Source organism: Bacillus xiamenensis (genome assembly GCF_000300535.1).
GTDB lineage: Bacteria > Bacillota > Bacilli > Bacillales > Bacillaceae > Bacillus > Bacillus xiamenensis.
On record NZ_AMSH01000043.1, the window covers coordinates 1 to 21,844 of the forward strand.

Here is a 21,844-nt window from a genome sequence, read left to right on the forward strand (position 1 = left end):
CACCCGCATTGTTTTTTCAAACAGTGCACATATGAACATATGAGCACACCATACACGCGGTCGTGGCGGAATGGCAGACGCGCTAGGTTGAGGGCCTAGTGGGTGAATAACCCGTGGAGGTTCAAGTCCTCTCGGCCGCATCAAGAAACCAAAGGTTGTAGACCTTTGGTTTTTTTGTTTTAGATTTAGCTATATCCAGATACTTTTGTTAGGAAAAAAGTGTCCTTTGCTGATATTATGAGTCACTTATTATCCTTTTCTCTGTCTCAGGTATTCCATATAATACCTATAAATGTTATTATATGAATAATTTGTTAAATCAATGGACTGAGAGGGTATTTAATGTTTGATAAATTTATAAAACTCTATTCTAAATTTTCAATTTACATGATTTATATACTCATTTTTAGCAATATTCTAGCTTCGTTTCATTCGGATTTTTTCATCCAATTTTTCAAATCAGTGCAAAAATTTATGACAGTATCAATTATTTATTATTTTAAAGAAAAAAATATAGATATGACAGATATGTTCCACATTTTTATCATCATTTCATGTATTTCTGGAATAGCATTAATTTGGAATTACTTTTATCACAAATATTATATCAACAAGATACACAAGAATGACATTAGCCTAAGTGAGTTTGAATATCCATCATTTCATATGGATTCAATACATGCTAACAGTTCTGAGTTAACTATTCTTTTTCTACTGAGTACAGCATTATTTGCACAGACAAAAGTTATTTCATTTCCAATAAGTTTATTCAGGGATTTAGTAAAGGACAGTCCTTTTCTTTTTCTTTTTTGTATCATCGGTATATTAGGAGCGATTTTTCAATGCATATTTTTAATTATGTCGGGATTTGGGACCATAAAGATAAAAAAAGAGTAAAGTATGCCGATCATTTGCTACTATAGTTAAATATGATACACATAATAAATATATAGAAATCATTGTAAATAAATATGAGATAATATTATGAAAGTATGCTTTCGTAACCAGTAATATTAATTTACTATGTTGAGGTTCTAGTTGGTGAATAACCTGTGAAGATTCAAATCCTCTCGGCCGCATCAATGATACCAAGGGTTTTAGACCTTTGGTTTTTTGTGCTTTCGAAGCGAAATGACAGACACATATTACAGTTTGAGATTGTTAAAATATCAATTCAATTTAACTTAGTGAAATAAAAAATTTTGCTGAAATTATGATAAAATATTGAAGGATGGGAAAGGGGAAATTAATACATGTCAATTTACCATAAAGTCATTGGAGAAGGGCATCCTATCGTGATATTGCATGGTTGGACACTTGACCATCAAGTAATGTTACATGCATTGGAACCGGTATTCGAAAAACGAAGCGGTTGGAAGAGAATTTACATAGATTTACCAGGTATGGGACGTTCAAAGCCACATCCGTCTATCCAAAACTCTGATGATATGCTAGAGGCGTTATTGCGTCTTTTGGACGAGATTATCCCTGATGAACAGTTTATTGTTTGTGGTTATTCGTATGGAGGGTACATAGCCAGAGGTATCGTTCGTTCACGTCAGGAAACTGTTCGTGGATTACTGCTCGTGGCGCCAATGACTATACCAGAATTCGATGAAAGAGTCGTACCAGAGGCGACTGTTTTAAAAAGTGACAGCAGCTTCATAACACAATTGTCTTCAGAAGAGGCAGGTGAATTTTGCTCCATGGCCGTTGTGCAAGGAAAAACGGAATGGGAGAGGTTTCGAGATGAAATTTTACTTCCTTCTAAACAAACAAATCACGACTTCATCAACAACATTCAGCAAAATGGATATGGTTTTACCTTCGCTATTTCAACTGAACTTAAGTATCCTACGCTCATTATCACAGGGCGCCAGGACAATGTAGTCGGATATCACGATGCGTGGCGGCTCATCGAAGATTATCCAAGAGCAACTTTTGCGGTGCTTGATATGGGTGGTCACAATCTGCAGATTGAACAACCAGATGTATTTAACTCATTAGTCCATAATTGGTTAAACAGACTTGAATTTGAAAATGTTTAGTAAGTTTTATCTGAAAGTCCACTCATCTTAAGTGAGTGGACTATTTGTTTAAGAATAGTATTTTTATATAATGCAGTCCAATCATACTAATACTGTTTAAAAGGGTATATTGTTAAATCCGACGAAATCTCTACCAATGTGACGTATAATGAAAATTTCCATATAAACAACAAAATCATAAAGTGGGGTTGAGTACATGCTTGGATTACCAAGAGGGGAAGTTTTTTTAGTTCCTTGGTCTGCTGAATGGGTTAAAGAATTTGAAATGGAGAAGAAACGAATAGTAGAAGTTATCGGAAAGTACATAGTGAATGTACACCATATTGGAAGTACAGCAGTAAATGGTTTGAGTGCGAAACCCATTATTGATATTGCGATCGAAATTAATCATTTTCTTGACGGAGAACAGTGCGTAACAGCTTTGCAAGGGCTTGGTTATTCTTATAGAGGGATCAATGTGCTACCTGAAAGACACTATTTCAGCAAAGGAGAACCACGTACACACCAAATCCATATGTATCAAACGGGCAATAGATATCTACTCGAACAAATAAATTTTAGGGATTATCTGAGAAGTAACGAACAAGCAAGAAGTGAGTACCAGCAGCTTAAACTTAATCTATTAAGTGTAAATAAAAATGACAAACACAAATATGCAGAGGGAAAAACAGACTTTGTTAAGTCGATTTTAGAGAGAATTTAGATAAAGACTCCCTTTTGAAGCGGAAAAAACTGATTTTATGCACAAGGGGATGCACTACAAAGGAGAGTTTCTTCTTTTTAACCAAAAACTTTCCATCATTAAGCTCCTCCTGTCTAATTAGTGTCCCATATCATGTGTGATGTTCTTTCTAATCCTAAATTGCAATAATTTCCGATTCATGCTATAATAAAAATAATTATTTTTGTTCGGCGTAAAGGATAGCATGAAGATTGACTTTTCGTCTTGAGGGTACTTTGGGCAAGGATAGTATAATACATTGTGTGGTAAACGCACGAGGAGGCAACAATCATGGAACAAGGTACAGTAAAATGGTTTAACGCAGAAAAAGGTTTTGGATTTATCGAACGTGAAGAAGGAGACGATGTATTCGTACATTTCTCAGCTATCCAAGGTGACGGATTCAAATCTTTAGACGAAGGTCAAAAAGTAACATTTGACGTAGAGCAAGGTTCTCGTGGAGCTCAAGCTGCTAACGTTCAAAAAACTGCTTAATCTTCATTTTTTTTAAACAGGTTCTCTAACAGAGAGCCTGTTTTTTTGCATCAAAAAACCCTACTCAGCGTGCAAGTAGGGAGATGTTACAAGGTAATCGCAAAAAAATTCATGCTTCAAAGGTTTAGTTACAGTATAGCATATTAGATTTACAAAATGCGGAATTTTCCTAAATAATTTCTTTTTCTTTACTGAGCCGAAGATAGGGGGATTTGTTCGTAGAGAACATGTATTCAAAAAATGGGGAAGCAGGTAGACAATATTAGCAGAAACTCTTGATTTGTTTTTCAGTGATTCCTTTGATGACTTCTAGCTCACTAAGCAAATACCCATAAGCATCGTCAAGCATTTTCTTTTCGCTTGCATTCAGTCTTTTTTCTTTCTTCATTCGCATGAGATCACGTACCACTTCAGCGCCTTCTAATATGTTACCCGTTTTTATTTTGTCCGTGTTGATTTTATATCTCTCTTTCCATGGCAATAACTTATCTGATGTTCCATTTTGAAAAGTGTATATGATGTTCTTTAAGGCAAGTATATCTGTAACAGGTCTTATCCTTGACCTTGACATCTTCTTTGTAGGAATCATCACTTTCATATGGCTAACGGCCATCTTAATGACATAATACGATTGTTTTTTATCAGAAAATTCTTTTTCTTCTATGGCCTCAATTATACCTGCACCATGCATTGGATAAACAATGTTATCACCGACTTGAAACATATCATCCACCTCCATATATAGAACCTACTTTAAGGGTACCACACATAAGAGTAAAATAATCAAATTTTTAATAATAACACGATTAATTATTTTATGTCAACGATTTTTGATCAAAATATAAGAGGGTTATTGATTTATTCCATAACATCACGAAAACGAAGATAAGCAAGAAATGTTTAAACAGGATATCTCCACCTTCACCATAAATGGTTGAAGCATCAAAAGGCCAGCTAATCAGGCCAGCCTTTCAAAATCAATTTCGATCATAATGTTGAAATATCAATAACAAAGCGATAACGCACATCACTTTTCAGCACACGTTCGTACGCTTCATCGACTTGATTGGCGTTGATCACTTCAATTTGTGGCGCGATGTTGTGAGCAGCTGCAAAATCAAGCATTTCTTGTGTTTCTTGAATGCCGCCAACGAGTGACCCGGCAATGCTACGCCGGCCGGTGATTATGGTTGTCCGTTCAAAATTCGCTTTTGCATGTGAAACACTTAAAACGTTTGATTGATGCGTCTGACACATTCTTGATCATCCTTTCAAAAGTAAGTTTCGGTTGTTCCACTATACTGTACGTCTTAAAGTGAACTCTAAGTCAAGAGAGAACCTTCTGCTGCCATCAATTCAGGCTTTTGCATCATCCTTGAATAAAGAATTGAACCAAAAGCATCTTGTTTTCTTTATTAAAAATGCCTGTGACGAGTCACAGGTTTTGTTATGAGGTTCTTTTTTGAAGGGAAAGAAGGAGGATGAGTCGAAAATAACAATTGACAAGGCGGACAATTGTCCGTAACATAAGACCGGGACAATTGTCCTAAAAAGAACCTAAAGAGTCTTGATGTAAAATATAGAGATAAGTGCAGTGTGGATGAAGGGAAAGAAGGTGAGGCATCATGGAAAAGGATATTGGAAAGGAAATTGAAGAGGTCGCCTTCTCCTTGTTTGAAGACTTTGGTGTAGAAAATGTCAGCATGCATAAGATCGCAAAAACAGCTGGTGTCGGTCAAGGGACTCTTTACCGCCGCTATGCAAATAAAAGTGACTTGTGTCTTTCTATATTAGGAGAAAAATTTGAACAGCTGATCCCTGCTTTACATCTGTATTTGAGCAAAATAAGTGATCAACCGGTTCGAGATCGTCTGCAATATGTTCTCGAGGAGATCCATCTGATTGTCGGACACCACTTAGACTGGATTCGGATGCTCACGATCTCTGGGAATTTAGAGCAGACAAGTAAAGTATATGATTGTCATTACAGTCAATCACTCAAACAAATCATTCGCGGTTTGCTGGAGGAAGCGAAAGAAAAAGGGGAAGCGAACATACAAGATATTGAGCTGACGACATTATGTATGTCCTCTCCAATGACGCCTGAACTCATGTTTTATATTCATGAATCTGGCTATTCAATCGAGAAAATTGCACAATTCGCTGCAGAAAGACAGGTTTTATCCGTCTTTTCATAGACTTTGAAGTGGCTCATTTCTGACCAGCCTGACTTCTTATGATTCACCCTTATTTGAAAAAGAAAAGGAGCCAACTTAATATGAACAAACAGCAAGCGGCAGCTTCTGATATTCGAACGCTGCCCATAATTATTTCATTTATCACAGCTGGATTTATTGGTCTGTTTAGTGAAACGGCACTAAACATGGCGCTCAGAAGCTTAACATTAGACTTTGGCATTGAAGCGACGACTGCTCAGTGGCTGACAACAGGATATTTATTAACACTTGGTATTCTCGTTCCAATTTCAGGCCTCATTCTCCAATGGTTTACAACAAGACAGCTTTTCATTACGTCGCTCGTCTTTTCGATCATTGGGACATTTATTGCCGCAGTTGCACCAGTCTTTAGTATTTTAATGATTGCACGTGTGGTGCAGGCAGTCGGAACAGCCTTACTTCTTCCATTGATGTTTAATACGATTTTGGTCATCATTCCACCTCATAAGCGAGGCAGATCAATGGGGATTATTGGTCTTGTGATTATGTTTGCACCAGCAGTTGGTCCAACGGTCTCAGGTCTTATTCTTAAATCGTTAACATGGCATTGGATTTTTTGGATTTCGCTTCCATTATTAATGGCTGCACTTGTATTTGGTTATATCTTTATGCAAAATATTACGGAACCAACAAGACCCAAAATCGACATCCTATCAATTGTGCTTTCAACGATCGGTTTCGGTGGAATTGTATATGGCTTTAGCAGTGCCGGTGAAGGCGGCGGCTGGAGCAGTATGCATGTGATTGTGGCGATTGTAGTGGGGGTGATTGGTATTCTTGTGTTCTCCCTCAGACAGCTGAACATGAAAGAACCAATGCTGAATTTAAGCCCATTTAAATATCCGATGTTTGTCATAGGATTACTTCTGATCTTAGTATGTATGATGGTGATGTTATCTGCTATGATGATTTTGCCGTTATATTTGCAAACGTCTTTGGCGCTTTCTACATTTACAGCTGGTTTAATGCTGCTCCCAGGCGGCATTATCAACGGATTACTGTCTCCAATTATGGGGGGACTATTTGATAAGTTCGGACCGAAATGGCTTGTCATCCCAGGCCTTGCCATTGTCGCAGTCACGATGTTTGGCTTCACGAATTTAAGTGTGAATACGTCAATCGGCTATATCGTGACGCTTCATATTACATTAATGGTAGGGATCGCTATGATTATGATGCCAGCTCAAACAAACGGATTAAATCAGCTCCCACCAGAGCTATACCCGCATGGTACAGCGATTATGAATACATTGCAGCAGGTGGCTGGAGCGATTGGCACAGCGGTCGGGATCTCGATCCTGTCTTCAGGTGCTCGTAGCTTTATGAAAAATGTGGCTGATCCGTCAAATCCGGTCAATCAGCTGCTAGCCTTTACAAACGGCGTACAGCATGCATTTATCTTTGCTGTCATCATGACCGTCGTAGGCTTGATCATTGCTTTCTTTATAAAACGAGTGAAGGTCGAACAGCAAGTATCATAAGGCATATTCAAAGCACTGAGGGCATTGCGCCCCGGTGCTTTTTTTGAGGGTAAATGCTTGTTTCAATTGAGCAGAGAAGGGGGAGATAGATAAAAAGCGATCTCATCACAATGTCTCTCTGACGACATTGAAGGAAAAGAGGAAATGCGTAACAAATGAGTACGGATTAAAGAAGAGGAAATGAGTAAAGAATGAGTAGGGATTAAACAAGAGGAAATGCGTAACGAATGAGTAGGGATTAAAGAATAGGATAGGAGACTGAGATCATGAACTTAGACGAACAAATCAAAATGGCTGAGTCATTACGTCAACCACCTGAAGGTTCAATGCCGAGTCAAATGGAGCTGAAACCAGTCCAGCCTCCTGAAGTGAACAAAATGGAATATGACATCCCAACAGGAGCCGGCGAAACAAAGGTATGGGTATTTAAACCAGTGAAAACATCAAAACATCCACTGCCTGTTTTTGTGAACTTACATGGCGGTGGCTTTATTCTCGGCAGTGCTGAAATGGATAACCACTGGTGTCCTGTCATCGCAGATCGAGCGGAATGTATCGTGGTCAATGTTGAGTATCAGCTGGCACCCGAGAACCCTTTCCCAGCCGCTCTTCATGAATGCTACGATGTGCTGACGTGGCTTTATGAACATCCTAATGAATTACAAATAGATTCAAATACATTAGCCATTGGCGGACATAGCGCAGGAGGGAACTTGGCAACGGCTGTTTGTCTGCTGAATATCCAAAATGGGAACAAACTCCCGATTGTCTATCAAGTACTTGATTATCCGCCGCTTGATTTAGCTACTGATCCAGAACGAAAGCCAGCATTTGCAGGGGGGATTCCGGCGGATGTGGCGAAACGCTTCAACACATTCTATCTACAAGAAGAAGACGCACGCAATCCGCTCGTTTCTCCAATCTTTGCGGATAGAGAAGCCTTAGCACACATGCCTCCGGCTCTTGTGATCACAGCTGAAAAGGATTCGTTAGCTGAAGAAGCCAAACAATATGCGGACAAGTTAAAAGAAGCAGGGGTAGAAGTCACGTATAAACAGTTTAAAGGTGTTCCTCATGCCTTCACCCATGCCGGGGATTTAGAAATAGCGGAAGAGGCTTGGCATTTGATGGGTGACCAATTAAAGAAGGCGTTTGAAAATAGATCCGTTAATAGGGGGATATAAAATGGGCTATACAGTCATTACAGGGGCAAGTTCAGGTATTGGATATGAGGCGGCGTTAGCATTTGCAGCACGAGGGAAACATCTTATTTTAGCTGCACGCCGGCTCGATAAACTCCAAGAGCTGCAAAAAAAGATTCTTGATCAATATCCCTATATCAAAGTAGACGTACAATCTGTCGATTTAACAGACATCGAGCAAGTGTATTCTTTCTATGAGTCATTAGCTGATTATGAACTCGACACGTTCATTAATAATGCAGGGTTTGGTCATTTCGGTTCAATAGCAGAACAGGATGTAAATAAAATTACGGACATGCTCCATCTCAATATTGAAGCACTAACGATTTTATCTACTTTATTTGTTCGTGATTATGAGCAAGCAGAGGGAGCGCAGTTGATCAATATTTCCTCAAGAGCGGGCTATACAGTCGTTGGCAATGCCGTTACCTATTCAGCAACTAAATTTTATGTAAGTGCCTTTACAGAAGGGCTGGCCCTAGAATTGAATGAAAAAGGAGCCAAATTACAGGCAAAAGTATTAGCGCCTGCTGCTACAGAATCTGAATTCGCAAAGCGTTCATTAGATGTGGATCAGTTCGAATATGAAGGCAATATTCAAAGATATCATACATCAAAGGAAATGGCAGCTTGTATGCTTGAGCTTTACGACAGTGAAAAAACAGTCGGTATTGTAGATGGGAAGACATTCAATTTTGAATTGAAGGACCCCATTTTTTCGCACGTTCGTACAAGCATGAAATAAAGATTCCACATCAAATCGCTGAGGAGGATGTCCTCAGTGATTTTTTTATGACGTGATGTAAAACATCACAAAATATCCCCTTCGTCATCGAATTACGTACCCCATTAGAAGCGAACGCCGCACCCCAAGCGTACTTGGATCACTGTGACCCCATTACATGGGCAGCTAAAAACATCTTCTTATGAGGTGTTTTTTTCATGAATCCTCTGCTAAAACAAAGAATCACAAATCCGGTAGATGAGACTGCTTAGGATCATTATGGGAACGGATGCCGGGCTATCATCAATAGGTTAAGTGGGACCGGCTCACTCTATATTCTGTGAAATTAGGTATTTGGATAGAAATAAATGTTGATCACCATGATTTTTTACCTTTATTTGGTGCTAGCTCTTTTGCCTCATGCTGATGAATGAAGGAATGGTATAAAGTAAATCCTATAGACAGAGATATAGCCTTTCATCCATTACATTTAAGAAAAGAGATGATCGAATGAACGTAACAAAATGGTTTGGAGCTGTTCTTCTTTCTGTTTCATTATTGATGACAGCAGCTTGTGCCAACACGAACACGCAAGAGAATAATCAAAGCGAAAAAGAAAGCGCAACCAGTGAAACAAAAGAAAAAAACACGACTGTTGAGACAGGGAACAAGTCATTATCCAATATTAAGGTGCTCGCAACAGGCGGGACAATTGCTGGTAGTTCGGACAGCGATACAGATACGACGGGGTATAAATCTGGTTCACTTGGCATTGATAAAGTCATTGATTCAGTTCCTCAGCTGAAGGATATTGCGAACGTGACAGGTGAGCAGGTAGCGAATGTTGGCAGTGAAAATGTTGATAACGCACTTCTTTTAAAATTAGCCAAACGAGTCAATCAACTGTTAAATGATGACGAAGTGGATGGCATTGTGGTCACACATGGCACAGATACGCTTGAAGAGACGGCTTATTTTTTACATTTGGTTGTCAAAAGTGATAAACCGGTTGTGGTCGTTGGCTCTATGAGACCTGCCTCAGCTATCAGTGCAGATGGTCCGCTTAACTTGTACCATGCTGTAAAAATTGCATCCACAAAAGAAGCAAAAGGCAAAGGTGTGATGGTGACATTAAATGACCGAATTGCCTCTGCCCGGTTTATTACAAAGACGAATACCACCACAACAGATTCTTTCAAGTCTCTTGAGCAAGGATACATTGGAGAAGTGGCTGGTGAAGTGGTGTCTTTTTACAACGAACCGACAAGAAAACACACAGCTGACAGTGAATTTGATATATCTAAACTAAAAGAACTTCCGCAAGTCGATATCTTATACGGCTATCAAAATGATCAAAAATATATGTATGATGCAGCGGTCAAAGCAGGAGCGAAGGGCATTGTTGTTGCCGCAGCAGGAAATGGAACGATGTCCACCGAAGCGATCAAAGGAGCAAAAGAGGCAGTGAAAAAAGATGTGGTTATCGTGAGATCAAGCCGCGTAGGAAATGGCATTGTCACACATGAAAAGATGGATGACGAGCTTCATTTTGTGTCATCGGATTCATTAAATCCACAAAAAACACGTATTTTGCTCATGCTCGCATTGACGAAAACAAAAGATCCAGATAAAATTCAAGCCTATTTCGAGCAGTATTAATAAAGAAAAACCCCCTCCAAGTATAGTGTAACAGCCGAATGAAAAACAGGAATTTCACACTATTTACCTAGGGGGATCATCTCACATAGTAGGTCTTCTTTTATACATGTTCCTGATGTTCAGCACGCTTCTTTAAAGAGAGTAAAATATCTCGCCAAATCTCGTCTACGTCAGTAAGAAAATGTCCCGCTTGATCTATATAAGAGGTTTTGACGTTTGGAATCGTTGCAGCTATTCTTTCTATCTCTGCAAATGGAGCCATCGTATCTTCCTTTCCATGCCAAACATCAACCGGGATTTGTATATCTTTTATAGCGAACCCCCACGGTCGAGTGAGCAAATCTGGTTCATGAATGCATTCATCCACAGATTGACGAGTAGCTTCGTATAAATGAAGCATCATTAGCTCCAGCTGCTCATCGGTTTGAAGGAATTGACGATCCCAAGGATGTAAATGTTTGTTCCCTTTTTTCGTGAGTTTCTTGAATTTCTCTGGTTTTTTTTCAATTAATTTTTTCTGAGCGCGATAGCTTGCCTTTAACAGCCAAGGAAATCTTTTACTGAGGAAAAAGGCAAGCTTATTTTCCTTTAGCATACTTTTAGGTGGTTTACCGTCCTGAAACGGGGTGGCACTTGAGACGAGAGCAGCTGAAAGAATGCGGTCTGGCAATTGATAGGCACAACCAGCAGCGAATGCTCCGCCTCCAGAGACTCCAATGACTGAAAAATGAGAGATGCCAAGGTGATCGGCCGCTTCCTGTACGTCTTTTGCCCAGTCTAAAATGGTACGGTCAGGCTTCGGATCAGATAAACCAAAACCCGGTCTGTCTAAAGAAATGAGACGAATGCCAAGCTCTTTTGAAAGAGGATCATCTTCTAAAAACATGATTCTAGAACCAGGTGTACCATGAAAAAAGAACACGGGATAGCCTTCACGATCACCGTATTCGATTACCCCCAATCTACGTCCATCTTGCAAATGAATTATATTCATCAATACATTCAACTCCTTAATAGTTAAGTTGTCTTAAATATTGAACGGAGAAACACCCTGTTATGGTGTTTCTTTTGCAATTGTATAGAGCTTTTCATAAAGAGATAAGAGTGTTTTTAAATCTTCCTTTGGAAGCTTTGCATAGTATTTTTGAATAAGGTGCAGTTGAATTTTTTCGATATTTTTGTGATATTCATGCCCCTTTTGCGCAAAATCAACAATAATCTCTCTTCGATTATGTGGATTAATTTCTCGTTTGACATATCCTAGCTGTTCAAGCTTTGAAATGAGCTGGCTAGCGGCACTAGAAGAAATCGAAAAATAATCAGCTAGTTCATTGATTGTTCTCGTTTTGGTACGCAATAATTCTAGAGTCAGCTGTTGCTTCGTTGATAAATCCGCATATTCATTTTTTAAAAATCGTTGGTACTCTTCTACATAAATAGAGCCTAATGCATTCGAGTAATCTATAATCTGTTTGCTGAAATGTAGGATTTCCTCATCCAAATACATCACCTCTTTTCTTTTTTATTATATGCCATTTTAATAGTTAAGTGAAGTTAAATGTTTAGATAAATTAATTAATGGAAATGCCCGGCTTAGTTTTACGTGTTTAATCCTCGTGGATATGGGCGCTTTTTCATTGTGCTGTGGGTAAGATCATTTTATAATAAAAATAAACCAACTGGTCGGTTTTATTTTGTCCGTATGAAGAAATGTAAGGGAGAAGGGATTGTAAAGAGATGACAAGTACACAAAGCGGCGCTGAAAAGAGTGAGAAGACGAAGCAAAAGATTGTCACCGCGTCACGTGATTTATTTGCGAAAAAAGGATATTCCGAAACATCTGTGCGAGATATTCTAGAGGCTGCTGAGATTAGTAAAGGCAACCTCTATCATCATTTTAAAGGAAAAGAGTTTTTGTTCCTTCATATTATGGAAGAGGATCATCGATTGATGATGGAGACGTGGCATGAGAAGAAGAAAACGCTGCATCTGGCCATTGATAAGCTCGCAGGGTTTGCAGAGCTGCTCAGTCAAATGGGGATTAACTATCCTTTAATGAGAGCTAGTGAAGAATTTTGTGCCAGTGCATTTACATCAGATGAAGTCATGGAACGGCTGAATAAAATTGATGCCGACTTTGATGATGTGATGAGAGACATATTGCTTGAAGGGAACGAAGACGGCAGTTGGTCGATTGAGCATGTTGAATCGAAAGTGAAAATCTTACTTTCCGTTTTTTACGGATTAGACGTGTTATATAGAAATGACACGATGCAGGAGAAAAAGGAATTACAAAAAGAGGCGATCTCATTGTTTATTCACGGAATCAACCATCATGAGTAACAAGTGAGTCAGTAAAGGAGAAACAAACATCATGCAAAAAGCGATTCGTGAGCAAAAAGCGGTACTCGTTATTTTATTAAGTAATATATTTATTGCGTTTTTAGGCATCGGCCTCATCATTCCTGTCATGCCGCTCTTTATGAATGTGATGCATTTAACGGGCAGTACAATGGGATACCTTGTGGCTGCGTTTGCTGTTGCGCAGCTTATAGCATCACCCATTGCTGGAAGATGGGTAGACCGCTACGGAAGAAAGATGATGATCGTGTCAGGGCTGTTTCTATTCGCATTATCAGAACTCGTCTTTGGCTTAGGGACACATGTGTATGTTCTTTATTTTGCAAGGGTTCTGGGCGGCATTAGTGCGGCATTTATCATGCCGGCTGTCACTGCCTATGTCGCAGATATTACAACTGTTCAAGAAAGATCAAAGGCGATGGGATATGTATCTGCGGCCATTAGTACCGGCTTTATCATTGGACCTGGAATTGGCGGGTTTATTGCAGAATACGGTGTTCGCCTGCCATTTTTCTTTGCAGCTGGTATTGCATTTATTGCCGTCATTTCGTCTATGTTTATGCTAAAGGAGCCGTTAACAAAAGAAGAACGAGCGAAACAAATAGATCAAGCGAAGGAATCGACCTTCTTTAAAGATTTGAAAAAATCTATTCATCCAAGCTATCTCATCGCCTTCATCATTGTGTTTGTTCTGGCGTTTGGACTATCTGCATATGAAACGGTCTTTAGCTTGTTTACAAATCATAAGTTTGGATTTGGTCCAAAAGATATTGCGATTATCATTACTGTCAGTTCGATTGTAGCAGTCATCATCCAAGTGCTTGTGTTCGGTAAACTGGTGAATGCTCTTGGGGAGAAACGAGTCATTCAGCTATGCTTGATTATCGGGGCGGTCCTCGCTTTTGTTTCGACAGTCGTTTCAGGCTTTTTGGTCGTGCTGATCGTCACATGCGTCATTTTCCTTGCGTTTGATTTATTGCGGCCGGCATTAACGACCTTCTTATCAAAAATCGCTGGTAATCAGCAAGGATTTGTCGCGGGCATGAATTCTACCTACACGAGCCTCGGTACAATTTTCGGTCCAGCGCTTGGCGGTATTTTATTCGATCAAAATATTCATTTCCCCTTCCTATTCGCGGGTGTTGTTTTATGTCTTGGGTTAGGCTTAACCCTTATTTGGAAGGGGAAGGTTACAGAAGCGGCAGCAGGGACAGCAGCTGACGATTGAGTCATCGACAGGATGAGAGTCAGCCACACAATCGAGACAAAGGACGTTTGCATAAATTGATGTTTCATTTCCTTAATCATTTGAATCGCTCCTTTATATAAGTTGATCCATAAGATACAGAATCATCCCTCCATTCACAAATATGCACTTTAGCTATTACGAAGCCTATTGGGGAGAAATAGATCATTTTCTATCCAATGGGATCGGGGTGGCCGTTGTAGATGGTGAAGATGTGTTCAGCGAATGTATCTCTATTTTTTCAAGTGAAAAACGTGTGGAAATCGATATTTGGACAGATGAACCCTGCCGTGGAAAAGGATTGGCTTTGTTAGCAGCTCAGCGAATGATCAGCATCTGTGTTGAAAAAGGGAAGACGCCTCATTGGGATTGCGATGTCCATCACCTAGTCTCAGCCAAATTGGCAGAGAAGCTGGGATTTCATTGGACAAAAACGTATGTCTTATTTTATGCCTCACGCTGAGAAGGTTTTGAGATACCAAGCATCCATGGCAGAATGCTCCGAGCCTTCAAGTGGCTTAGAAAGCAGAGAAAAGTCATACCGTTGATAAAGGCCAGTAGCAGCTTTTAATTCACGTCGGGTTTCTAAATAACAGGCATCATAATATGTAGAGGCGTATTGCAGTGCCGTATCCAACAGCTTCTTGCCCGCCCCTTTTCCCTGTGCTTTTGGACTTAAATAAAGCTTTTGTAGCTCACATATGCTATCTGTGAAAGGGGCGATGCCAACGCCGCCAACAATTTCACCATGCTTTTCTGTAATCCAATAGGCTGCATGAGTCAATGATTGATAGTATTCGAAAAGCTGATCCAGATGTGGGTCTGTATAGGCTGTACCTTCAATCGCAAGATTCGCTGATTCTAATGACTGACGAATAATGTCCGCGATAAAAGGATTGTCCTGTGGTTGAATAGGTCTAATGTTCATTGGAAAAACCTCCGTTGTCGTAGGATAAAAAGAGAATAGGAGTTGTTGTTATATGTTCTGGCTGCAAACCGCTATTTTTACGATCGTTGTGCTCTGCCTCTCATGGTGGGCAGGAAAAAGGCGAAGACACCGCCATGCTGGGCTAATTGTTCCGATATGTATCACCTTGTTTGGATTGGTCTTATTGGTGAGCAGTTTCTTCATTGGCAGATGGGAAGGAATGATGCTTAGTATATCAGGCGTCTCTATCGTTCTATCTTCTATGATTTGTTTGATCATCGTCACAGGGCTTCTTTTTTTAAAAAAAGATGACGCTTCTTAGATGGGGGTATCTTGATTGTTGATTTGATTGTATTCTTCACGCAGGATGCCCATCATGATGACATCTGAATAAGTCCCGTTGAAATAGAACGCTTGACGTCTTTTTCCTTCATATTGAAATCCGGCTTTCTCATAGCTTCGAAAAGCTCTTTGATTATGGGAAAAGACTTCAAGCTCAAGGCGGTTGAGTTCTAATGTATCAAAAGCGAATGCTTGAACCATCCGAGCCGCCTCTGTCCCGTAGCCTTTGTGAAAATGCTCTGGTCCATGAAGTGCAATGCGAAAGCTGGCCGTATGATTGATTGGATCAATGTCCACAATCGCCGCATCCCCAATCATCTCCTTTGTGTCAAGCAGACAAATGGCGAAGTCCCGTCTACTGTCATCCTGCAGAAAGCGGGTATAGGCTGAACGAATTTCCTCTAGTGTGAACGTTTTGCGTGTGCCAGTCATGTAAAGAGTTTCTTCATGCTGGCAACCTCGATGGATACCAGGATAATCTGGCTCTTCAATCGGTCTCAAAAATAAACGACTCATGATGGATCATCCTCCTCTATATATCGGGAGATTTCAATTAAATTCATATCAGGATCACGGATATAAATGGATTCAATCGGACCTAATGTACCTGTTCGCTTTACGGGTCCCTCTTCAATGGGAACAACTTGCTTTCGCAAATGCAGCAGCAAACTGTCCATATCTAAATCGGTGATAAAGCATAGATCAGCAGATCCAGGCTGGGGGTGAGCCGCTTTTGGTTCAAATTCATGTCCGGCTTCATGAAGGTTGATTTTTTGCAAACCAAAACGAAGGGCTTTACGGCCTTCTCCAAAAGTTTCTTCCTTCATTCCTAATACGGTTGTATAAAAGCGAATGGTTTCCTCCATATGTTGAACAGTCAATACGATATGATCAAGTCGTCGTATCATCAGCCTCTCCTCCAAGTATGATCATTGATTGAACTGATTTTATTATATCATTACCTGAAGAGGATACCTTATTGAATCACGGTGTTGAAGACATGAATCTGGATGATGACAAATCCATGTATCCTTTGTCTTTCCTTTCTGATACAATCAAAATAGAATGTGTGTTCTTATTTAGGTTAAGGAGTGATGAGATTGAGTCAGAAAAGGAAATTGCTTTTTTATGGGGCAATGAGTATTGATGGCTATTTAGCGAGAGAGGATCACCGGCTCGATTGGCTAATAGGGACAGAGGGCGAAGAAGATACGAACTATGATGACTTTTATGCGTCAATTGATACGCTGATCATGGGGCGCAATACATATGAACAGGTTCTTCAGCTGTCACCAGAGGAGTTTCCTTATGAAGGAAAGACTTGTTATATCATGTCACGTACTTTACAAGACAGTCTGAAAGGAACTCACATCATTCGCGAAGATATCCTATCATTTGTGAAGAAAATAAAAAATGAAACAGGTCAGCATATCTGGATTGTCGGCGGCGGGGAACTGCTCCAATCTTTCATAAAAGCAGGATTGGTTGATGAGCTTTATCTTCAAATCGTACCTGTCATGATTGGGAGAGGCATTCCTCTATTTTCCCCAGCGGATATGGAATCCAGATTTTCATTAAAAGAAGTACGACAATATAAGCAAATAGCTGAAATGCATGTTGTCTTAAAAGAAGAGGATCACTGACCTGAGGTGGTCTTTTTTTGATGAAACAAACACGTTGACAAGAAAATATCCTAGTGTTAGGATAAATTTATCCTAGTTTTAGGATTTCTTGAAAAAGGAGTAGTTGCCATGGTGCAGCCAGAACATGAATTAGACTTAAGGCTTTTCCGTGTATGGATGAAAGCCTATCAAGCCCTTTTTACAAATATCCAAAAAGACATTGAACGCTATGATATCGGATTTGAAAATTTTCAAATCCTTGAATTGCTTTATAGTAAAGGACCGCATCCCGTCCAAAAAATCAGTGAGATCTTGTCCATTCCAAGCGGAAGCATTACATATGTGGTCAACAAGCTAGAAAAACAAGAACTGGTCAAAAGGCAATGTGCACCCACGGATAAACGTGTATTCCATGTAGTGCTGACGGATAAAGGGAAGCAGCTATTTGACGACATTTTTCCAAAACATACAGATGTCATTTCACAAAATCTGTCCTTTGTTACATCAGAAGAAAAAGAGCAGCTCATTGAATTGCTAAAAAAAATCGGTTTAGGTGCAAAACAACTTCATGAAAAGGGGAAACAGGATGACACTCAGCTTTGATACATTGGTACGTGAAAGACGATCAGCATCCAATTTTTTACCAAATATCTCGATTTCGAGAGAAGAGCTTAACAGCATCTTTGAAGAAGTGAAGCTGGCACCTTCAGCCTTTAATTTACAGCATACACAATATGTCGTTGTCCAATCAGAAGAGCTGAAAGAACAAGTAAGGGAAGCAGCCTTTGGACAATATAAAGTGCATTCCGCTTCAGCAGCGATCATTTTGCTCGGCGATCCGAAAGCTTATGAGCAAGCAGGAAACATTTATGAAGGCCTAAAAATGCTCGGCATCTTAAATGCGCAGCAATATGAGGAAATGGTCAGAGAGACAAAGAGTTTTTATGAGCAGAGAGGGTCAGATTTTCAGAAAGAAGAAGCGATTCGCAATGCTTCATTATCTGCCATGCTATTTATGCTTGCCGCCAAAAACAAGGGCTGGGATACGTGCCCGATGATCGGTTTTGATCCCGAAGCAATGAAAAAAGTGTTAAACATCGAATCCGATCTGGTTCCTGTGTTAATGATCACGCTCGGAAAAGAAAAAGTAGAAAGCAGACAAGCGAGAGGCTACCGAAAGCCTGTCTCTGAATTTGTAACATATTTATAAGATAGGGGGTTCCATCCATGGAACTAGGAATTAGTACATTTGTAGAAACAACACCTGATTTTCAAACAGGGAAAACAGTCAGCCACGCACAGCGTATTCGAGAAGTCGTAGAAGAAATTATTTTAGCAGATCAAGTAGGTCTTGATGTATTTGGAGTAGGAGAGCATCATCGTAAAGATTTCGCCGCATCGAATCCAGCAGTCGTATTAGCAGCGGCAGCCACGCAAACAAAGAATATTCGCCTGACAAGTGCTGTCACAGTCCTTTCATCGGCAGATCCTGTGCGTGTATTTCAAGACTTTGCGACATTAGATGGACTATCTAACGGACGTGCAGAGATCATGGCTGGCCGAGGATCATTTATTGAATCATTCCCGCTCTTTGGCTATGACTTAAATGATTATGAAGAATTATTTGAAGAAAAATTAGATTTACTGTTGAAATTACAGCAGTCAGAGCGTGTGACGTGGAGCGGAAAGCACCGTCCAGCCATCCAGGATGTTGGCGTATATCCAAGACCTGTTCAAGACCCGCTTCCAATTTGGATTGGCAGCGGAGGAAACAGAGAATCTGTCGTACGTGCTGGATTATTAGGGTTACCGCTTGTACTTGCCATCATTGGTGGTAGTCCTAGACAATTCGCACCGCTTGTTCAGCTATACAAGCAAGCCGCTGTTCACGCGGGACATGATCCTGAGAAATTAACAGTTGCTTCACATTCACATGGGTTTGTAGCGGAAGAAACAGAGCTGGCAGCAGATCAATTTTTCCCTTCTACACAGCATGTCATGAATACATTAGCAAGAGAAAGAGGCTGGGGACCTTATACTCGTTCTACGTTCGATGCAGCGAGAACGTTAGAAGGTGCCTTGTATGTGGGAGATCCAGATACTGTTGCAGAAAAAGTCATTCATCTGCGAAAAAATGTAGGAATCACACGCTTCATGCTGCATGTACCAGTTGGTTCAATGCCGCATGATCAAGTGCTGAAAGCCATTGAGCTATTTGGAAAAGAAGTCACTCCTAAAGTAAGAGAAGAAGTTACCCGCTGGGAAGCAGAGCAAGAATAAACAAAAAGGTCGATCAAGTGAATAGGCTTGATCGACCTTTTCTTATGCTTAAGGATCAATAACACATGGTTTCACTGTAGGACATGAAGCAGCAGAAGCAAGTGGTGTGGCCGTCAAGGTAAAGAGGAAAACAAGTTGAAAACAGATGAGCCATTTTTTCATGAAATCACCTCCGTTATCAATTGTTTCACTAGAATGAGATGAGGAGAAAATCATAGTAGTATGTAACGATCTCTATCCAGTATAAGACAATCATATCATAATTTTCAAAAAAATGAAAAAATAACTTACGAAAGTTCTAGATTATGGTATGGTTAATATGTTCAACAAAAAAAGGGAGGGATTTTTTTATGAAAAAGGTCATGTCTTCTGTTTTGGTTGGAGCAATCGTTTTAACAGGTGCTGGGGTCACTACTGTCCCGGTGGAAGCAAAAGAGAAAGCGAACAGTGACATAACGGTTCAAGCGAGTCGAACGGTCTCGGAAACAAGAACTTATACGACGTCAAATATCCCATCAAGTATTACATATGCAAAGGATGGCTGGGTCGGTATTTTATATCAATCATCAATTGAAGAGTTAGGCCTTGGAAAATACAACGTCACATTTACTGGAACGGTTGTGCGTGATCCGGGGTTTGAATAAATAAAAGCTGACAGGTGGACAAGCCTGTCAGCTTTTTTAATGAGGATAATAAAGAATCATTTGCATTCGGACCATCTGTTCTCCTGATTGTTTATACTCATGGGCACGATCCGCTTTGAAACGAATAGAGTCGCCAGCTTCTAATGTATATTGCTCATCACCGATGGATAAATCAAGCGTTCCTTCAAAAACGGTAATCAATTCCTCTGTACCGCCAATATGTTCTTCGGCACTTAACGACCCGTCGGGATCAATTTCTACCTGATACACTTCGAATTTTCTTCGATCATCAAAGGGAAAAGTCGTATACACACGATACCTTCCCTCATCCTCAGTTAAAACCTGTCCGTCTTCTTTTCGCACTACCTTGATTTCAGGCTGCGGTGCGTAAATGAGTTCACTAAAAGACACCTTTAATCCATTCGCAATTTTCCACAAAGTCGTGATGGTGGGGGTTGATTCTCCTCTCTCGATTTGTCCAATCATCGTCTTACTCACACCCGTTATGTCAGCCATCTTCTCTAGGCTTAATTTCTTTTGTTCTCTTAGATGTTTTACATTTCTAGCAATAATCGATTGTACATCTTCCATCAAAAAACTCCTTTCTGCATTTGCTTTATAACGACCGAATGGTACAATAAAACGTAATATACGCAATAAAGACTTTTAGGTCTAAATAACGTATGAAAGAGGGGTAACATCTTGATTGTTTCAATGCTGATCTATGCTTTTGTCACCAGCTTCACCCCGGGACCAAACAATATCATGGCCATGGTCTTTACAAACAAATATGGGGTCAAGCAAACATTTCGATTTTGTTTAGGTGTGGGTATCGGGTTTTTCGTCATTTTGTGTTTGAGTGGTTTCTTCAATATGATTCTTTATCAAGTCATGCCGAAAATAAGCTGGGTGATGGCATTCATCGGAGCTGGCTACATGATTTATTTGGCTGTCAAAATCATGAAAAGTAAGGGCGGCAATGACGATACACTAGACCGCTACAATCATTTTATCCCAGGCATGCTGCTGCAATTTATCAATCCGAAAGCGATCTTGTATGGGTTAACGGTGATTTCAACCTTTGTTCTGCCATATGGACAGTCCAATATGCAGTACATGTTAATGACGCTGATTCTCGCACTCATTGGATTTTTAGGTACGTTCAGCTGGAGTCTATTTGGCTCTGTATTCAAGCGTTTTTTGAATCTTTATCAACGGCCGTTCCAGCTCGTCATGGGACTTCTGCTTATGTATAGTGCATTTTCGATGATCTGGGGCTATGTCATGTAAGCGGTTAGGAGGCCGGCCACTGCCTGCCCATCACAACAGTATCATAATACATTCCGTCCGCCAGCCGTTTATCTTTTTTTAACACCCCTTCAATCTCAAAGCCATAGTGTTCATATAACCGAATGGCTTTTTGATTGGTTTCCAGCACTTGAAGTGACATCTTTTGAATGCCTTGCTGGTCTGCCCATTTGATCGATGCGGATAAAAGCTCTTTCCCGATGTGATAGCCCCAAGCTGTCTTCTGTACAGCGACGCCAAACGTCACTTTGTGAGCGAAGCGCTTTAGTGAATGCCCTTCGCATCTTGAAAAGCCTACAATTTCCCCTTCAATGTCCGCGACCAAAAATAGATGCCGGCTTTCCTTAGAATCCTCTTGAATGAGAGCTGCAAATCCTTTTTCATCAAGAAAGGCTTCTCCTGGTTCACGGTCTAAATATTCTGTTTCCCCATCAATTTTTAGTCTGAGAGCAGATAACGGTTTGGCATCTGCTAGTGCAGCGGATCGAATACGATAGGTCAAACCACGAACAGTGAACATGTTTTCAGATATGATCATTAAACAGA

General features: G+C 40.1%; 26 protein-coding genes, 1 tRNA gene and 1 pseudogene. 19 read left to right on the plus strand and 9 right to left on the minus strand.

What is annotated here, in order from left to right; all coding sequences use genetic code 11:
- Positions 1-56 precede the first annotated feature (56 nt).
- The 4 genes from BA1_RS13025 to BA1_RS13045 all read left to right on the plus strand — a co-directional run bounded on the left by BA1_RS13025 (position 57) and on the right by BA1_RS13045 (position 3,264).
- Positions 57-140: transfer RNA gene (locus tag BA1_RS13025), tRNA-Leu, on the plus strand.
- 1,113 nt (positions 141-1,253) lie between these two features.
- Positions 1,254-2,048: an alpha/beta fold hydrolase gene (locus BA1_RS13035; RefSeq protein ID WP_008359740.1), complete on the plus strand. Its 795-nt coding sequence runs from the start codon at positions 1,254-1,256 to the stop codon at positions 2,046-2,048.
- A gap of 196 nt (positions 2,049-2,244) precedes the next feature.
- Complete coding sequence (locus tag BA1_RS13040; protein ID WP_008359742.1) at positions 2,245-2,751, plus strand: GrpB family protein; 507 nt, start codon at positions 2,245-2,247, stop codon at positions 2,749-2,751.
- Between the two features lie 309 nt (positions 2,752-3,060).
- Positions 3,061-3,264, plus strand: coding sequence for a cold-shock protein (locus tag BA1_RS13045; protein WP_003214229.1), 204 nt, complete (start codon positions 3,061-3,063; stop codon positions 3,262-3,264).
- A gap of 262 nt (positions 3,265-3,526) precedes the next feature.
- On the opposite strand, the gene BA1_RS13050 is transcribed toward BA1_RS13045, so the two are convergent.
- Positions 3,527-3,988: a CarD family transcriptional regulator gene (locus BA1_RS13050; RefSeq protein ID WP_034739418.1), complete on the minus strand. Its 462-nt coding sequence runs from the start codon at positions 3,986-3,988 to the stop codon at positions 3,527-3,529.
- Positions 3,989-4,251: 263 nt separating this feature from the next.
- Positions 4,252-4,455: pseudogene (locus BA1_RS13055) on the minus strand (NADP-dependent alcohol dehydrogenase); the annotation flags it as partial.
- 434 nt (positions 4,456-4,889) lie between these two features.
- Here BA1_RS13055 and BA1_RS13060 point away from each other — a divergent pair.
- The 5 genes from BA1_RS13060 to BA1_RS13080 all read left to right on the plus strand — a co-directional run bounded on the left by BA1_RS13060 (position 4,890) and on the right by BA1_RS13080 (position 10,567).
- Entirely contained in the window at positions 4,890-5,462 is a 573-nt protein-coding gene (locus BA1_RS13060; RefSeq protein WP_008359748.1) for a TetR/AcrR family transcriptional regulator, read from the plus strand.
- Positions 5,463-5,542: 80 nt separating this feature from the next.
- A complete protein-coding gene (locus tag BA1_RS13065) occupies positions 5,543-6,982 on the plus strand; it encodes a DHA2 family efflux MFS transporter permease subunit (protein WP_008359750.1) in 1,440 nt (479 codons plus the stop codon).
- A 266-nt stretch (positions 6,983-7,248) separates the two neighbouring features.
- On the plus strand, positions 7,249-8,166 hold the full coding sequence (locus tag BA1_RS13070; protein WP_008359752.1) for an alpha/beta hydrolase: 918 nt from the start codon (positions 7,249-7,251) through the stop codon (positions 8,164-8,166).
- Position 8,167: 1 nt separating this feature from the next.
- Positions 8,168-8,929, plus strand: coding sequence for an SDR family NAD(P)-dependent oxidoreductase (locus tag BA1_RS13075; protein WP_008359754.1), 762 nt, complete (start codon positions 8,168-8,170; stop codon positions 8,927-8,929).
- Positions 8,930-9,418: 489 nt separating this feature from the next.
- Positions 9,419-10,567, plus strand: a complete 1,149-nt coding sequence (locus BA1_RS13080; protein WP_008359757.1) for a type II asparaginase — start codon at positions 9,419-9,421, stop codon at positions 10,565-10,567.
- A 100-nt stretch (positions 10,568-10,667) separates the two neighbouring features.
- Here the strand turns inward: BA1_RS13080 and BA1_RS13085 are convergent, their stop codons facing one another.
- Complete coding sequence (locus BA1_RS13085; protein WP_034739429.1) at positions 10,668-11,561, minus strand: alpha/beta fold hydrolase; 894 nt, start codon at positions 11,559-11,561, stop codon at positions 10,668-10,670.
- A gap of 60 nt (positions 11,562-11,621) precedes the next feature.
- Complete coding sequence (locus BA1_RS13090; protein ID WP_034739421.1) at positions 11,622-12,074, minus strand: MarR family winged helix-turn-helix transcriptional regulator; 453 nt, start codon at positions 12,072-12,074, stop codon at positions 11,622-11,624.
- Positions 12,075-12,304: 230 nt separating this feature from the next.
- On the opposite strand from BA1_RS13090, the gene BA1_RS13095 reads away from it, so the two are divergent.
- The 3 genes from BA1_RS13095 (at position 12,305) to BA1_RS13105 (ending at position 14,637) form a co-directional block, all read left to right on the plus strand.
- Positions 12,305-12,910 (plus strand): TetR/AcrR family transcriptional regulator, encoded by a 606-nt coding sequence (locus tag BA1_RS13095; protein WP_008359765.1) that lies wholly within the window; start codon positions 12,305-12,307, stop codon positions 12,908-12,910.
- Between the two features lie 31 nt (positions 12,911-12,941).
- A complete protein-coding gene (locus tag BA1_RS13100; protein ID WP_008359768.1) occupies positions 12,942-14,156 on the plus strand; it encodes an MFS transporter in 1,215 nt (404 codons plus the stop codon).
- A gap of 142 nt (positions 14,157-14,298) precedes the next feature.
- Entirely contained in the window at positions 14,299-14,637 is a 339-nt protein-coding gene (locus BA1_RS13105) for a GNAT family N-acetyltransferase (RefSeq protein WP_272942723.1), read from the plus strand.
- Here the strand turns inward: BA1_RS13105 and BA1_RS13110 are convergent.
- Positions 14,629-15,102: a GNAT family N-acetyltransferase gene (locus BA1_RS13110; RefSeq protein ID WP_008359772.1), complete on the minus strand. Its 474-nt coding sequence runs from the start codon at positions 15,100-15,102 to the stop codon at positions 14,629-14,631. The genes BA1_RS13105 and BA1_RS13110 overlap by 9 nt on opposite strands.
- A 52-nt stretch (positions 15,103-15,154) precedes the next feature.
- Here BA1_RS13110 and BA1_RS13115 point away from each other — a divergent pair, with 52 nt between their 5' ends.
- Entirely contained in the window at positions 15,155-15,424 is a 270-nt protein-coding gene (locus BA1_RS13115; protein WP_008359774.1) for a YesK-like family protein, read from the plus strand.
- On the opposite strand, the gene BA1_RS13120 is transcribed toward BA1_RS13115, so the two are convergent.
- Complete coding sequence (locus BA1_RS13120; RefSeq protein WP_008359776.1) at positions 15,421-15,960, minus strand: GNAT family N-acetyltransferase; 540 nt, start codon at positions 15,958-15,960, stop codon at positions 15,421-15,423. The two genes, BA1_RS13115 and BA1_RS13120, sit on opposite strands and share 4 nt — an antisense overlap.
- Positions 15,957-16,352, minus strand: a complete 396-nt coding sequence (locus tag BA1_RS13125; RefSeq protein WP_008359778.1) for a VOC family protein — start codon at positions 16,350-16,352, stop codon at positions 15,957-15,959. Before BA1_RS13125 ends, BA1_RS13120 begins: the two co-directional genes overlap by 4 nt.
- Positions 16,353-16,544: 192 nt before the next feature.
- Here BA1_RS13125 and BA1_RS13130 point away from each other — a divergent pair, with 192 nt between their 5' ends.
- The 5 genes from BA1_RS13130 to BA1_RS13150 all read left to right on the plus strand — a co-directional run bounded on the left by BA1_RS13130 (position 16,545) and on the right by BA1_RS13150 (position 19,990).
- On the plus strand, positions 16,545-17,087 hold the full coding sequence (locus tag BA1_RS13130) for a dihydrofolate reductase family protein (RefSeq protein WP_174549224.1): 543 nt from the start codon (positions 16,545-16,547) through the stop codon (positions 17,085-17,087).
- Positions 17,088-17,195: 108 nt separating this feature from the next.
- Complete coding sequence (locus tag BA1_RS13135; protein ID WP_008359787.1) at positions 17,196-17,669, plus strand: MarR family winged helix-turn-helix transcriptional regulator; 474 nt, start codon at positions 17,196-17,198, stop codon at positions 17,667-17,669.
- The gene (locus tag BA1_RS13140) at positions 17,653-18,276 is read left to right on the plus strand and encodes a nitroreductase family protein (protein WP_008359789.1); all 624 of its coding nucleotides are present in this window, start codon (positions 17,653-17,655) and stop codon (positions 18,274-18,276) included. Before BA1_RS13135 ends, BA1_RS13140 begins: the two co-directional genes overlap by 17 nt.
- Positions 18,277-18,293: 17 nt before the next feature.
- Positions 18,294-19,346 (plus strand): LLM class flavin-dependent oxidoreductase, encoded by a 1,053-nt coding sequence (locus tag BA1_RS13145; protein WP_008359790.1) that lies wholly within the window; start codon positions 18,294-18,296, stop codon positions 19,344-19,346.
- Positions 19,347-19,696: 350 nt separating this feature from the next.
- Positions 19,697-19,990, plus strand: coding sequence for a hypothetical protein (locus BA1_RS13150; protein ID WP_008359791.1), 294 nt, complete (start codon positions 19,697-19,699; stop codon positions 19,988-19,990).
- A 36-nt stretch (positions 19,991-20,026) separates the two neighbouring features.
- On the opposite strand, the gene BA1_RS13155 is transcribed toward BA1_RS13150, so the two are convergent.
- Positions 20,027-20,581, minus strand: a complete 555-nt coding sequence (locus BA1_RS13155) for a helix-turn-helix domain-containing protein (protein WP_008359792.1) — start codon at positions 20,579-20,581, stop codon at positions 20,027-20,029.
- A gap of 111 nt (positions 20,582-20,692) precedes the next feature.
- Here BA1_RS13155 and BA1_RS13160 point away from each other — a divergent pair, with 111 nt between their 5' ends.
- On the plus strand, positions 20,693-21,280 hold the full coding sequence (locus BA1_RS13160) for a LysE family transporter (protein WP_008359793.1): 588 nt from the start codon (positions 20,693-20,695) through the stop codon (positions 21,278-21,280).
- 4 nt (positions 21,281-21,284) lie between these two features.
- Here the strand turns inward: BA1_RS13160 and BA1_RS13165 are convergent, their stop codons facing one another.
- Positions 21,285-21,836 (minus strand): GNAT family N-acetyltransferase, encoded by a 552-nt coding sequence (locus BA1_RS13165; RefSeq protein ID WP_008359799.1) that lies wholly within the window; start codon positions 21,834-21,836, stop codon positions 21,285-21,287.
- Positions 21,837-21,844: the final 8 nt, after the last annotated feature.